The 12,660-nt window shown below is 58.7% G+C and carries 11 protein-coding genes and 2 tRNA genes; all 13 read right to left on the bottom strand.

The annotated features are described in order from the left end of the window. Nucleotides 1–185: 185 nt before the first annotated feature. Nucleotides 186–455, bottom strand: a complete 270-nt coding sequence (rpsO, locus tag MM194_RS17545) for a 30S ribosomal protein S15 (RefSeq protein WP_005317514.1) — start codon at nucleotides 453–455, stop codon at nucleotides 186–188. A gap of 144 nt (nucleotides 456–599) precedes the next feature. Then, entirely contained in the window at nucleotides 600–1,559 is a 960-nt protein-coding gene (gene truB / locus MM194_RS17540; protein WP_241344275.1) for a tRNA pseudouridine(55) synthase TruB, read from the bottom strand. 1 nt (nucleotide 1,560) lies between these two features. Then, the gene (gene rbfA, locus MM194_RS17535; protein WP_033131613.1) at nucleotides 1,561–1,992 is read right to left on the bottom strand and encodes a 30S ribosome-binding factor RbfA; all 432 of its coding nucleotides are present in this window, start codon (nucleotides 1,990–1,992) and stop codon (nucleotides 1,561–1,563) included. Between the two features lie 56 nt (nucleotides 1,993–2,048). After that, nucleotides 2,049–4,745, bottom strand: coding sequence for a translation initiation factor IF-2 (infB, locus tag MM194_RS17530; RefSeq protein ID WP_033131612.1), 2,697 nt, complete (start codon nucleotides 4,743–4,745; stop codon nucleotides 2,049–2,051). A gap of 20 nt (nucleotides 4,746–4,765) precedes the next feature. Next, the gene (nusA, locus tag MM194_RS17525) at nucleotides 4,766–6,268 is read right to left on the bottom strand and encodes a transcription termination factor NusA (RefSeq protein WP_033131611.1); all 1,503 of its coding nucleotides are present in this window, start codon (nucleotides 6,266–6,268) and stop codon (nucleotides 4,766–4,768) included. A 14-nt stretch (nucleotides 6,269–6,282) separates the two neighbouring features. Continuing rightward, a complete protein-coding gene (rimP, locus tag MM194_RS17520) occupies nucleotides 6,283–6,741 on the bottom strand; it encodes a ribosome maturation factor RimP (RefSeq protein WP_033131610.1) in 459 nt (152 codons plus the stop codon). A gap of 166 nt (nucleotides 6,742–6,907) precedes the next feature. Beyond that, nucleotides 6,908–6,984 (bottom strand) — tRNA-Met (locus MM194_RS17515). Between the two features lie 92 nt (nucleotides 6,985–7,076). Beyond that, nucleotides 7,077–7,161 (bottom strand) — tRNA-Leu (locus MM194_RS17510). A gap of 9 nt (nucleotides 7,162–7,170) precedes the next feature. Next, entirely contained in the window at nucleotides 7,171–7,497 is a 327-nt protein-coding gene (gene secG, locus MM194_RS17505; protein ID WP_033131609.1) for a preprotein translocase subunit SecG, read from the bottom strand. Continuing rightward, nucleotides 7,498–8,262: a triose-phosphate isomerase gene (gene tpiA, locus MM194_RS17500; protein ID WP_241344274.1), complete on the bottom strand. Its 765-nt coding sequence runs from the start codon at nucleotides 8,260–8,262 to the stop codon at nucleotides 7,498–7,500. 130 nt (nucleotides 8,263–8,392) lie between these two features. Continuing rightward, the gene (glmM, locus tag MM194_RS17495; protein ID WP_241344273.1) at nucleotides 8,393–9,727 is read right to left on the bottom strand and encodes a phosphoglucosamine mutase; all 1,335 of its coding nucleotides are present in this window, start codon (nucleotides 9,725–9,727) and stop codon (nucleotides 8,393–8,395) included. 20 nt (nucleotides 9,728–9,747) lie between these two features. Further along, nucleotides 9,748–10,590, bottom strand: coding sequence for a dihydropteroate synthase (gene folP, locus MM194_RS17490; protein WP_241344272.1), 843 nt, complete (start codon nucleotides 10,588–10,590; stop codon nucleotides 9,748–9,750). A gap of 80 nt (nucleotides 10,591–10,670) precedes the next feature. Continuing rightward, nucleotides 10,671–12,629 (bottom strand): ATP-dependent zinc metalloprotease FtsH, encoded by a 1,959-nt coding sequence (ftsH, locus tag MM194_RS17485; protein WP_277605150.1) that lies wholly within the window; start codon nucleotides 12,627–12,629, stop codon nucleotides 10,671–10,673. Between the last annotated feature and the right edge of the window lie 31 nt (nucleotides 12,630–12,660).

Below are 12,660 nucleotides of genomic sequence, written 5' to 3'. Positions count from 1 at the left end.
TCAATCTGCTCGACCAGCGCTAGTTTAAAAGTCAGCGAGTAATCGCGTTGTGTCCGTTTCACACCTTGTCCCATCGGGTTCTCCATTTATTGGGGGGAAAGGTGTAAACCATATTCAGGACGGGACATACGCAATAAAAAAGGGGAACCTTGCGGTTCCCCTTTTTCGCGAAATCTGATGGTCGATTAACGACGCAGACCCAGCTTGGCGATCAGAGCAGCGTAACGCTGAACGTCTTTACGCTTCAGGTAGTCCAGCAGTTTGCGACGCTGGGAAACCATGCGCAGCAGACCACGACGACCGTGGTGATCCTTGGCGTGCTCTTTGAAGTGACCTTGCAGATGGTTGATCTGGGCAGTCAGCAGGGCAACCTGCACTTCGGGGGAGCCAGTGTCGTTGGCGCAACGAGCGTTGTCAGCAACGATGGAAGCTTTGATCTCAGCATTTAGAGACATGGTATTACTCCAGTAGAGTGTTTAAAGGTTCACAGCCAATCTCTAATTCAGCCGTGAAATGAGGGCGGTATCATAATCGCACCCGCCCCCTTTCGCAACGAGAAAGATATGCGATGGGCAAGGCGCCCCGATACCGCCTGAGGATCACTCCTCGTCTTGTTCGTCGTGATAGCGCACCAGTCGCTTGGGGGCGACCCGGCCTTCGTCGTCGATCTCGCCGACGCCGATGAACTCGCGCTCAGGACCGACCGTCATGCGAACCTGGCCGCCTTGCGGGGCACCGGCCACCTGCACGGCCTGACCCTGGTTCACATAGGCGGCCACCGCCGCCAGCATGTTCACCTCGGGCAGGGCCGCCACGGCGGTATCCATCGGCAGCAGCAGGGGATCGAGCTGCTCGCGCGGCGGAATGCTCTCGGCCTTGGCCTGCTCGAAGATGCACTCGAGCTGATCCAGAGTCAGCATCCGCTCATAGGGATAGTTCGCTACCTGGGTGCGGCGCAGCTGGGTGACGTGGGCGCCACAGCCCAATACCTCCCCCAGATCGTCCACCAGGGAGCGGATGTAGGTACCCTTGCTGCAATGCACCTCCAGCCGCACCTCATCCCCTTCGAAACTCAGCAGTTTGAGCTCGAACACAGTGATGGGACGGGCTTCCCGCTCGATCTCGATGCCTTCACGGGCATACTCGTAGAGCGGGCGACCGTTGTGCTTGAGGGCGGAGTACATGGACGGCACCTGCATGATAGGGCCGCGGAACTGGTCCAGCGACTCGATCAGGGTGCCCAGAGCCACGTTCACCGGCCGGGTGGAGACCACCTCACCGTCGGAGTCGCTGGTGTTGGTGCGCTCGCCCAGCTTGGCGGTCACCTCATAGCGCTTGTCCGCCTCCAGCAGATACTGGGAGAACTTGGTGGCCTCGCCAAGGCAGATCGGCAGCATGCCGGTCGCCAGCGGATCCAGGGCACCGGTGTGACCGGCCTTGGCGGCGTTGTAGATACGCTTGACCTTCTGCAACACATCGTTGGAGGTCAGACCGGTCGGCTTGTCCAGCAGCAGGATGCCGTGTACGTCACGACCCTTGAAACGGCGTCTACGAGACATCTCAGGCTTTATCCTCTGTATCATCCGGTGCGGCTTCATCTTCCTCACGGCCGGCTTCGGCCATGCGACGCTTGTCGTCACGCACTGTGTTGGACACCAGGTTGGAGATGCGCATCCCCTCGACCAGCGTCTGGTCGTAGTAGAAACGCAGCTCAGGCACCACCCGCAGGCGCATGGCGCTGCCGAGCAGGCTACGGATGTAACCGGCGGCTTCGGTCAGGCCCTTGAGCCCTTCCGCGATACGCTCGGCATCGATATCCAGCTGCAAGAAGGTGACGTATATCTTGGCGTAGTTAAGGTCCTTGGACACTTCCACGTCCGAGACGGTTACCATGCCGATGCGCGGGTCTTTCACCTCACGCTGCAAGATCAGTGCGATTTCGCGCTGGATCTGCTGGCCGACCCTGCTGGTCCGGCTGAATTCTCTGGCCATATTTCTATCCTGCGATAAAAGGGGGCCGCAGCCCCCTATTTTGTCTAATGCCCGGCTTACAGAGTCCGTTGAATGACAACAGTCTCGTAAACTTCGATCTGGTCGCCTTCGCGTACGTCGTTGTAGTTCTTGACCGCGATACCACACTCGTAACCGTTGCGGACTTCGTTGACGTCATCCTTGAAGCGGCGCAGGGATTCCAGCTCGCCTTCATAGATGACCACGTTTTCACGCAGAACACGGATACGGTTGGAACGCTTGACCACACCTTCGGTAACCATACAGCCGGCAACGGCGCCGAACTTCGGTGACTTGAAGACGCTACGCACTTCAGCCAGACCGATGATCTCCTGACGATACTCAGGAGCCAGCTTGCCGCTCATGGCCTGCTTCACTTCGTCGATCAGATCATAGATGACGGAGTAGTAACGCAGATCCAGGCTCTCGGATTCGATGACCTTGCGCGCAGAAGCGTCGGCACGGACGTTGAAGCCCACCAGGATGGCGCTGGAGGCAGCCGCCAGGGTAGCGTCGGTTTCGGTGATGCCACCGACGCCGGAGCCCACGATCTTGACCTTGACTTCGTCGGTAGAGAGCTGCACCAGCGCATCGCAGATGGCTTGCACTGAACCCTGTACGTCGGCCTTGATCACCACGTTCACTTCGGACACTTCGCCCTCGGTCATGTTGGCGAACATGTTTTCCAGCTTGGCCTTCTGCTGGCGAGCCAGCTTGACGTCGCGGAACTTGCCTTGACGATAGAGAGCCACTTCACGGGCCTTCTTCTCGTCACGTACGACGGTAGCTTCGTCACCGGCAGACGGCACCCCGGACAGACCCAGGATTTCGACCGGCAGGGACGGGCCCGCTTCCTTGATCTCGCGACCCAGTTCGTCACGCATGGCTCGAATACGACCGTATTCCAGACCACAGAGCACGATGTCGCCCTGGCGCAGGGTACCTTCTTGTACCAGCACGGTAGCAACAGGACCACGACCCTTGTCCAGGAAGGACTCGATCACGACGCCGCTGGCCATGCCATCGACAACCGATTTCAGCTCCAGTACTTCGGACTGGATCAGGATGGCTTCCAGCAGATCGTCGATGCCTTCGCCAGACTTGGCGGAGACGTGTACGAACTGGCTATCGCCACCCCAGTCTTCGGACATGACGTTGTAACGGGCCAGCTCGGTCTTGACGCGATCCGGATCCGCTTCAGGCTTGTCGATCTTGTTGACCGCAACCACGATGGGCACTTCTGCCGCCTTGGCGTGCTGGATGGCTTCGATGGTCTGCGGCATGACGCCGTCATCGGCAGCCACGACCAGTACCACGATATCGGTCGACTTGGCACCACGAGCACGCATGGAGGTAAAGGCCGCGTGACCCGGGGTATCCAGGAAGGTGATCATGCCACTGTCGGTTTCGACGTGGTAGGCACCGATGTGCTGGGTGATGCCACCGGCTTCGCCTGCGGCAACCTTGGCCTTACGGATGTAATCCAGCAGCGAGGTCTTGCCGTGGTCGACGTGACCCATGATGGTCACGACCGGAGCGCGCGGCTTGGCTTCGGAGGTCTCGTCACGATCGGACAGTACCGCCTCTTCCAGCTCGTTCTCACGACGCAGCAACACCTTGTGGCCCATCTCCTCGGCGACCAGCTGAGCAGTTTCCTGATCGATCACCTGGTTGATGGTGGCCATGGCACCCATCTTCATCATCACCTTGATGACTTCGACGCCCTTGACGGCCATCTTGTTGGCCAGCTCGGCCACGGTAATGGTCTCGCCGATCACCACGTCACGGTTCACCACGGCAGCCGGTTTGTTGAAACCGTGCTTCATGGCGTTCGGAGTGGCCATCTTGCCGCGCTTGCCCTTGCGAGCACGGGGGTTGCGGGAGTCCTTATCATCCTCACGGCGACCCGGTTTCTTCGGGCTGCTCTTCGCGGCAGCAGCCGTACGACGGCTGGTCTCTTCCTTACGATCCAACTCATCTTCAGCCGCTTGCGCGTGCTTGTTGGTGGTCAGATGGTAATCGCTGCTCTCTTTGGCGCGAGCGGCTTCTTCTTCGGCCCAGCGAGGACCGTTCTGTTCCGCCATGACGCGAGCCTCTTCGGCTTTCTTCGCGGCGAGTTCTTCAGCCTTGGTCAAGGCTGTTTGTTCTTGTTGGCGCTTCAGTTCTTCTGCTTCGCGCTTGGCCATCTTTTCTGCCTCTTGCTGAGCTGTGCTAGCGGCTACTTTGGCGGGCTGTGGAGCCTGTCGAGCCTTTGATTGTGCCTCGATCCGCGCCTTTTCCTCAGCTTCACGACGAGCCTGCTCAGCCTCACGGCGAGCCTTCTCTTCAGCGTCGAGACGGGCCTTATTGTCGGCCTCGTGACGAGCTTTTTCTTCTGCTTCCAAACGCGCTGTTTCCTCGGCTTCCGCCTGACGCTGTTCATCTTCCAGCGCCGAGCGTTTTACATAGGTGCGAGTCTTGCGCACTTCTACCTGCACTTCTTTGTTCTTGCCGCCAGTCCCCTGAACACTGATGGTGCTCTTGGTCTTGCGCTGCAACGTCATGCGGGCAGGTGCGGTGCTCTCGTCACCTCCATGCTGTTTTTTCAGGTGCGCCAGCAGAGTCTGTTTCTCAGACTCGCTGACCAGGTCGTCGGCCTTGCTCTTGCTGATACCGGCATCGACAAACTGCTGGAGAAGACGATCAACCGGCGTGTCGATGTCAGTGGCAAGTTGTTTGACTGATACTTCTGCCATTCATTTTCCTCCGTTTGATCTTAACTAGACTGCTCTTCTCCGAACCAACAGATATTGCGAGCAGCCATTATCAGCTCACCGGCTTTCTCAGCGGTCAGCTCTTCAATGTCGGCAAGGTCGTCGATACCTTGCTCTGCCAAATCTTCCAGGGTACCGACACCGCGGGCGGCCAGGGCATAGGCCATGTCGCGGCTGAGGCCAGCCAGATTGAGCAGGTCTTCGGAAGGCTCAACACCTTCAAAGGATTCTTCTTTGGCCAGGGCCTTGGTGGTCAGTACATCTTTCGCACGCTTGCGCAGCTCTTCCACCATGTCTTCGTCCAGACCGTCGATGGCCAGCAGCTCATTGACGGGCACGAAGGCAATTTCTTCCAGGGTGGAGAAACCTTCTTCCATCAGCAGACTGGCGAAATCGTCGTCGATATCGAGGGCGCTGGTGAACAGGGTCAAGATGCGATCGTTCTCGGCCTGGTGCTTGGCACGCATGTCCTCGACGGTCATGACGTTCAGCTCCCAACCGGTCAGCTGGGAGGCCAGACGCACGTTCTGACCGTTGCGACCGATGGCCTGGGCCAAGTTGGCGGCTTCCACGGCGATGTCCATGGTGTGGTTGTCTTCATCGACGATGATGGAGGCCACATCGGCAGGCGCCATGGCATTGATCACGTATTGAGCCGGGTTGTCATCGTACAGCACGATGTCGGCGCGCTCACCGCTCAGCTCGGCGGAGACCGCTTGTACGCGGGCACCACGCATGCCGATACAGGCACCGATCGGGTCGATACGACGATCGTTGGTCTTGACCGCGATCTTGGCGCGGGAACCCGGGTCACGGGCGGCGCCCATGATTTCGATCATCTCTTCGCCGATTTCCGGCACTTCGATGCGGAACAGCTCTTTGAGGAAGTCAGGGCTGGAGCGGCTGACGAACAGCTGGGAGCCACGGGCTTCCGGACGCACTGCATAGAGCAGACCACGAATACGGTCGCCCGGACGGAAGGTCTCGCGCGGCAGCATGTCGTCACGGAAGATCACGGCCTCGGCATTGCTGCCCAGATCCAGGATCACGTTGTCACGGTTGCTCTTCTTGACCACGCCACTGATGATGGTGCCTTCCTTGTCCTTGAACTGGTCAACGACTTGGGAACGCTCGGCTTCGCGCACTTTCTGCACGATAACCTGCTTGGCGGTCTGGGTGGTGATACGGTCGAAGGTGACAGAATCGATCTGGTCTTCAACATAGTCACCCACCTGGATTTCGGGGTCATCTATCTGGGCCGCTTCGAGGGTGATTTCACCGTAAGCGTTCTCCATGGAGGCCTGATCGGCTACCACTACCCAGCGGCGATAAGTGTCGTAGTCACCGGTCTTGCGATCGATCTCAACGCGAACTTCAATCTCGCCTTCGTATTTTTTCTTGGTCGCAGTCGCCAGCGCAGTCTCCAGCGCCTGGAAAATCTTCTCGCGGGGAACAGCTTTCTCGTTGGACACAGCGTCAACGACCAGCAAAATCTCTTTATTCATATCCGATAGCCTCGTTAACCAAAGTTCGGCACTATGTTCGCTTTTTGGATATTGGTGAAAGCCAACACCTCGTCCTTACCATCTACCGTCAGGGTGACCATGTCGCCCTGCACGGTTTTGATTACGCCTTTGAACTTGCGGCGGTTGTTTGTTGCCATCCGAAGCGAAACCGCCGCCTCTTGGCCAACGTATTTTTCGAACTGGGCGACCTTGAACAAGGGGCGATCCAGGCCAGGGGAAGAGACTTCCAGGAAGTACTCCTCGGTGATGGGGTCTTCGACGTCCATGATGGCGCCAACCTGGCGGCTCACCTCGGCACAGTCTTCCACCGTCACGCCTTGTTCTGCATCGATGAAGACGCGCAGGGTCGAGTGCCTACCCGCACGGATAAACTCGACACCCCAAAGTTCAAAACCCAAGGCAACGACCGGAGCCTCGAGCAGATCGGTCAAACGTTGTTCCAACGTAGCCAAAGTCACCCTCCGAAAAACAAAAAAAGGGCATATAGCCCAGATAGAGATCGATTCAGAATAAATCGCACATAACAAAAAGCCCCGATGTCAAATCGGGGCTTGGCGCTTTACCCTGATTGTCGCCTCGCAGCGACCGCCTTCCTGAGCGTAGGAAATGCGTGAAATTTGGTTGCGGGGGCCGGATTTGAACCGACGACCTTCGGGTTATGAGCCCGACGAGCTACCATGCTGCTCCACCCCGCGTCCGAAATCGTGCGAGATTATAGCCACTTCACCCTCGTCACACAAGACTGACTGGCTATAATACACTCGGTTACCCGAGCTCACTGCTTAATTGGTGCCGTGGGCGGGACTCGAACCCGCACACCCTAGAGCACTACCCCCTCAAGATAGCGTGTCTACCAATTCCACCACCACGGCAAAAACTCTTTACTCGGGAACGTCAGTATCTTTCTTCACTGGCGCTTTTGTCTGCTCAACTTGTTGAGTCTGTTGCAGATTTTCCCATTCGCTACCCTGTTTTACCTTGTTGCTTGACATGGATCCAAGCAGCAGGCTGATCAAAAAGAACAGAGTGGCTAAAATTGCAGTTGTGCGGGTCAGGAAACTGCCTGAACCACCGGAGCCGAATACGGTATTCGATGCCCCTGCGCCGAAGGAGGCGCCCATATCAGCCCCTTTACCTTGCTGAATCATCACCAGACCGATCAGAGCCAGCGATACCAACAGATAAACGACTAAAAGAATCTCGTACATTTAACTTGCACCCTTTGCCGCTTCAACAATTCCTAAAAACGCCTTGTCATCGAGACTCGCACCGCCGATCAGACCGCCATCAATGTCGGGCTGGGCAAACAAATCTCGTGCATTGGCCGGTGTCACGCTCCCACCATAGATGATTCTGACTTTCTCACCTATTACCGGAGTATCCTCCGCCAAGCGACCGCGAATAAAGGAATGAACCTCTTGTGCCTGCTCGGGTGTGGCGCATTTACCTGTGCCTACAGCCCAAATCGGCTCGTAGGCGATGATAGCATTATCGAAAGCCATCGCGCCATTTTTCTCTATGACGATGTCCAGCTCCTCGGCGATCACCTCGAAGGTTCTTCTCGCCTGCCTCGCCGCACCTGACTCCCCCAAACAGAGGATGGGGATCAAGCCTGCCGCTCTGGCTGCCGCAAACTTCTCTGCGACGATAAAGCTGGTCTCACCAAAGAGACGCCTGCGCTCGGAGTGCCCTACCAATACGTAACGACACCCTGCCTCAACCAACATCTCACACGAGACTTCACCCGTGAAAGCGCCGGCCTGGTGCTGACTCACATTCTGAGCCCCCAACTTCATCACCTTCTGCTCATTGAGCAGCGAAGCGGTGAAATCGAGATGCACATGGGAAGGACACAAAACCACATCTACTTGCTCATCGATGCCTTGCAGGCACTGGCCAGCAAACTGTTCTAACTGCGACCTACTACCGTGTAACTTCCAGTTGGCTGCTACAAACGGCTTGCGATGTCCCATCGGCAACTCCCTTGCGAAAGCGGGCTGATAATATCCAGAGGATGCTCAGCTGACAAGTGCTATTTTCAAATTTTCGAATCGTTTGAACAAGATACAACCAAGGCGACTAGAAAGCCGCCTTGGTTGCTCATTAAAACGCCGATTCGACCTGTTTGGCGATGCGATTCGCCATGTCCATCACTTGCTGTTCGTGCTCACCCTCCACCATCACCCGGATCAGGGGTTCGGTGCCGGATTTGCGCAGCAAAACGCGGCCACGGCCACCCAGCTCCTGTTCTACCTTGGCGACTTCCTGCTGTACGGCCACCGCCGTCAGCGGATCCTTGCCCTCGGCAAAGCGCACGTTCACCAGCACCTGCGGGAACTTGCTCATGCCGGAGCGCAGCTTGGCCAGCGGCATCTCGGCGGAGCATACCGCCGTCAGCACCTGCAGGGCGGCGACTATGCCATCCCCGGTGGTGGTCTGATCCAGGCAGATGATGTGGCCGGAGTTTTCACCGCCGATGCGCCAGCCCTTCTCGCTCATCATCTCCAGCACGTAACGGTCGCCCACCTTGGCCCGCGCAAACGGAATGCCAAGGGTCTGCAGCGCCAGCTCCAGGCCCATGTTGGCCATCAGGGTACCGACCACACCGCCCTTGAGGCGACCATTGCGCAGCGCATCACGGGCGATGATGTAGAGGATCTCGTCCCCGTCGATGATGTAACCGGTGTGATCCACCATCACCAGGCGATCGCCGTCACCGTCGAAGGCGACACCGAGATCGGCCTTGCACTCCAGCACCTTGGCGGCCAGCGCCTCCGGCGCGGTGGAGCCGACACCGTCGTTGATGTTGAGGCCATCCGGGCTGCAGCCGATGGCGATCACCTCGGCGCCCAGCTCGCGGAACACCGAGGGGGCGATGTGATAGGTGGCGCCATGACCACAATCCACCACCATCTTCACCCCTTCCAGGCTCAGGTGGGTGGGGAAGGTGCTCTTGCAAAACTCGATGTAGCGACCGGCGGCATCGTCGATGCGCTGCGCCTTGCCGAGCTCGGCCGACTCGACGCACTTGAGTTCGTGATCCAGCTCGGCTTCGATGGCGAGTTCGACGTCGTCCGGCAGCTTGGTACCATCGGCGGAGAAGAACTTGATGCCGTTATCGTAATAGGGGTTGTGAGAGGCGCTGATGACGATGCCAGCCTCGGCCCGGAAGGTGCGGGTCAGGTAGGCGACCGCCGGAGTGGGCATGGGCCCCATCAGTATGGCCTTGAGACCGGCGGCGGAGAGGCCCGCCTCCAGGGCCGACTCCAGCATGTAGCCGGAGATGCGGGTATCCTTGCCGATCAGCACCTTCTTGGTGCCCTTCTTGGAGAGCACCTTGCCCGCGGCCCAACCCAGTTTCATCACGAAATCCGGGGTGATAGGGAATTCACCCACCTTGCCGCGCACACCGTCTGTGCCGAAGTACTTTCTGGTCATTGTCTGTTCTCGTTCTTTTATTAGGATACGAAATCTTGTCCCGTCATGGTCATCCAGCCGACACGCAGGGCATCCATGGTAGCGCGCACATCGTGCACCCGGATGATCCTGGCACCATGTTGCAACCCGATCAGGGCGCAGGCCAGACTGCCAGCCAGCCGCTCATCAACCGAGCGGCCGAGCAGATTGCCTATCATAGACTTTCGCGACATCCCCACCAAGAGCGGCAGACCGTAATCCAGCAACTTCTGCTGCTTGGCCAGCAGCTGGTAGTTGTGGGTCAGCGTCTTGCCAAAGCCGTAGCCGGGATCCAGCAACAGTTGATCACGCTTGATGCCTGCCGCCAGACAGGCGGCGATCCGCTCATCGAAGAAGGCCCTCACCTCCCCCAGCAGATCGTCGTAATGGGGCTCCGCCTGCATGGTCCTCGGCTGCCCCTGCATGTGCATCAGGCAGACGGGCACCTCAGCCTCTGCCGCGGCGGCCAGGGCACCAGGCTCGAGCAGGGCCCGCACGTCGTTGATGAGATGGCCACCTGCGGCGCAGCCTTCGCGCATCACGACAGCTTTCGAGGTGTCGAGGGAGATCATGACATCCAGCTCCTGTCCCATCCGCTCGACGACCGGGATCACCCGGTCCAGCTCTTCCTGCACGCTCACATCGGGCGCCCCGGGGCGAGTCGATTCGCCGCCGATGTCGATGAGGGTGGCCCCCTCGGAGACCAACTGGCGAGCATGGGCCATCGCTCGCTCAATCTGGTTGAAATGGCCGCCATCGGAGAAGGAGTCCGGCGTCACGTTGAGGATCCCCATGACGTGGGGACGGTCGAGGGAGAGGCTGCGCCCCTTGCTGCTGAGTTGCATCTTCACTTCCATCTGTATCAAAAACGCGGCATGCGCATAAAGAAAAACCCCGGGCAAGCCCGGGGTTTGGTCATGGCAACTTATTTGGCCGGGACATCGTTAGCCTTGTCGATGTCGTTCAGCTGTGCGCTGTTGTCATCGGCCTTGGCCTGAGTCTTGGCTTCTGGCTCGGCGGTCACGGTAGCGCCGCCTTGCGGGGTATCGCCGTGCTCATCATGCCAGTTGCTGGGGGCACGGACCTCGCGACGGGCCATCAGATCGTCGATCTGCTTGGCGTCTATGGTCTCGTACTTCATCAGCGCATCTTTCATGGTGTGCAGCACGTCCATGTTGTCCAGCAGGATCTGCTTGGAGCGGGCGTAGTTGCGATCGATGACCTGCTTGACCTCGGCGTCGATGACGCGCGCGGTGTCGTCGGACATGTGCTTGGCCTTGGCCATGCTGCGACCGAGGAAGACTTCACCCTCTTCTTCGGCGTAGAGCATGGGACCGAGACGCTCGGACATGCCCCACTGGGTGACCATCTTGCGAGCGATGTCGGTGGCACGTTCGATGTCGTTGGAGGCACCGGTGGATACCTTCTCCGCACCGTAGATCAGCTCTTCCGCCAGACGACCGCCGTACAGGCTGGAGATCATGGACTCCAGATGCTGCTTGGAGTGGCTCCAGCGATCCTGCTCCGGCAGGTACATGGTCACCCCCAGCGCACGACCGCGCGGGATGATGGAGACCTTGTAGACGGGGTCATGATCCGGTACCAGACGACCGATGATGGCGTGACCCGCCTCATGGTAAGCCGTCATCTCCTTCTCGGAGTCCCTCATCACCATGGAGCGACGCTCCGCACCCATCATGATCTTGTCCTTGGCCTTCTCGAACTCCAGCATGGAGACCACACGACGGCTCTCACGGGCGGAGAAGAGAGCGGCTTCGTTGACCAGGTTGGCGAGATCGGCGCCGGAGAAGCCCGGGGTACCACGTGCAATCACAGCGGCATTGACGTCATCCGCCAACGGCACCTTGCGCATGTGCACCTTCAGGATCTGCTCGCGACCACGGACATCCGGCAGACCGACCACGACCTGACGGTCGAAACGGCCCGGACGCAGCAGCGCAGGATCCAGCACGTCGGGACGGTTGGTGGCGGCGATGACGATGACGCCTTCGTTGCCTTCAAAACCATCCATCTCGACCAGCATCTGGTTCAGGGTCTGCTCGCGCTCGTCATGACCACCGCCGAGACCGGCGCCACGCTGACGACCGACCGCATCAATTTCATCGATGAAGATGATGCAGGGGGACGACTTCTTGGCCTGCTCGAACATGTCGCGCACCCGGGAAGCACCGACACCGACGAACATCTCGACGAAATCAGAACCCGAGATGGTGAAGAAAGGCACCTTGGCTTCGCCCGCGATGGCCTTGGCCAGCAGGGTCTTACCGGTACCGGGCGGGCCGACCAGCAGTACGCCGGTGGGGATCTTGCCGCCCAGCTTCTGGAACTTGGTCGGATCACGCAGATAGTCGACCAGCTCTTTGACCTCTTCCTTGGCCTCGTCACAGCCTGCGACGTCGACGAAGGTGGTCTTGATCTGATCTTCACTCATCAGGCGAGCCTTGCTCTTGCCGAACGACATGGCACCCTTGCCACCGCCGCCTTGCATCTGACGCATGAAGAAGACCCAGACACCGATCAGCAACAGCATCGGGAACCAGGAGATGAAGATGGACGTGATCAGAGACGGCTCTTCCGGCTTCTCACCCATGACCTTCACATTGTGATTGAGCATGTCGTTGAGCAGCTGGGGATCCGGCGCCGGGATGATGGTGGTGAAACGCTCACCGGTGCGCTTGACGCCATTAATGACCTTGCCATCCATCCGCACTTCACGGATCTGCTCTTGGGTCACTTCTTTAACGAAGCTGGAATAGTCCAGCTGGCGACTGGTGGTATCGCTGGGGCTGAAGCTATTGAACACCGACATCAACACGACGGCGATGACCAGCCACAGGATTAGGTTTTTCGCCATGTCACTCAAATCAATGACCTCGCAGACTGACAGTTAACGA

The sequence above is a fragment of the Aeromonas sp. MR16 genome (assembly GCF_022549315.1).
GTDB classification, from domain to species: Bacteria; Pseudomonadota; Gammaproteobacteria; order Enterobacterales; family Aeromonadaceae; genus Aeromonas; species Aeromonas aquatica.
This window is presented reverse-complemented; position numbering and strand designations above follow the sequence as displayed.

Excerpts from the sequence above, each read along its gene's own strand:
- rpsO (WP_005317514.1), bottom strand. The coding sequence starts at position 455 with ATGTCTCTAAATGCTGAGATCAAAGCTTCCATCGTTGCTGACAACGCT.
- truB (WP_241344275.1), bottom strand. The coding sequence starts at position 1,559 with ATGTCTCGTAGACGCCGTTTCAAGGGTCGTGACGTACACGGCATCCTG.
- rbfA (WP_033131613.1), bottom strand. The coding sequence starts at position 1,992 with ATGGCCAGAGAATTCAGCCGGACCAGCAGGGTCGGCCAGCAGATCCAG.
- infB (WP_033131612.1), bottom strand. The coding sequence starts at position 4,745 with ATGGCAGAAGTATCAGTCAAACAACTTGCCACTGACATCGACACGCCG.
- nusA (WP_033131611.1), bottom strand. The coding sequence starts at position 6,268 with ATGAATAAAGAGATTTTGCTGGTCGTTGACGCTGTGTCCAACGAGAAA.
- secG (WP_033131609.1), bottom strand. The coding sequence starts at position 7,497 with ATGTACGAGATTCTTTTAGTCGTTTATCTGTTGGTATCGCTGGCTCTG.
- tpiA (WP_241344274.1), bottom strand. The coding sequence starts at position 8,262 with ATGGGACATCGCAAGCCGTTTGTAGCAGCCAACTGGAAGTTACACGGT.
- glmM (WP_241344273.1), bottom strand. The coding sequence starts at position 9,727 with ATGACCAGAAAGTACTTCGGCACAGACGGTGTGCGCGGCAAGGTGGGT.
- folP (WP_241344272.1), bottom strand. The coding sequence starts at position 10,590 with ATGCAACTCAGCAGCAAGGGGCGCAGCCTCTCCCTCGACCGTCCCCAC.